At 51.7% G+C, this 832-nt stretch carries 2 protein-coding genes; one reads left to right on the top strand and one right to left on the bottom strand.

Features of this window, described 5'->3' with window-relative positions; all coding sequences use genetic code 11:
* Positions 1–636 (top strand): substrate-binding domain-containing protein (locus ACYVTD_RS14465; protein ID WP_461248418.1); only part of this gene is annotated, 636 nt, incomplete at its 5' end.
* A gap of 14 nt (positions 637–650) precedes the next feature.
* Here the strand turns inward: ACYVTD_RS14465 and ACYVTD_RS14470 are convergent.
* Positions 651–832 (bottom strand): hypothetical protein (locus ACYVTD_RS14470; protein ID WP_461248419.1); only part of this gene is annotated, 182 nt, incomplete at its 5' end.

The raw sequence follows: 832 nt of genomic DNA on the forward strand, positions 1-832 counted from the left end.
CCGGCGCTGGTGGCCCTTAACCAGGCTAAAATCCCTATAATTAACTTTGACGCGGAAGTAAAGGACATAGATTTGGTAACCGCTTACGTCGGTTCGGACAACAGAAACGCCGGGTACGTCTGCGGCGTAGACATGGTAAAACGTTTCCCCAACGGCGGTCCCATTGCCGTCTTTGACAGTCCGTCTATGCGTTCGCTTCGAGACCGTATCGACGGCTTTAACGCCGCCATCGCCGGACATGGTTTTACCGTGGTGTTTCTTAGGGGCGCGCTCGGCACTTCTCCTTTGGCGCAGAAGCATACCGAAGAAATGCTCAAGTCCAATCCCGAGGTAGTTGCCATCATGGGCGGCAACGACCCGACGGCGCTCGGCGCTTATGCGGCATGCCAGGCGGCGGGCCGCACCAACATTCTCATATACGGCGTAGACGGCTCCCCGCTGGTCAAAGCCGAAATAGCCAAGGGCGGGCAGTTTATGGGCTCCGGAGCGCAAAGCCCAATCTCAATAGCGAAGGAATCGGTCGTGGTCGCGTATAAGATTCTGAACAGGCAGTCTTACGAAAAGCGAATTCCGGTTAGAACATTCATGATCAACCAGGACAACATTTACCAGTACGACATCGACGGCTGGCAATAATTTCCAAGTTCTCACTAATCCTTACAATATTTTTTTATAATATCCGCAACTTTCTCAGATTCGCTGTGCAACAAATGTTCGGTAACGATGTTATGCAGTCCTTTTGTTGAACGGGACCATGTTTTTTCCCGCAACTCGCCTAGCGCAGTTTTTGCGGCTTTTTTATCGTAGGGCGTGCAGGGGTCCTGAATAATAA

The organism is Treponema sp. R6D11 (genome assembly GCF_054786075.1).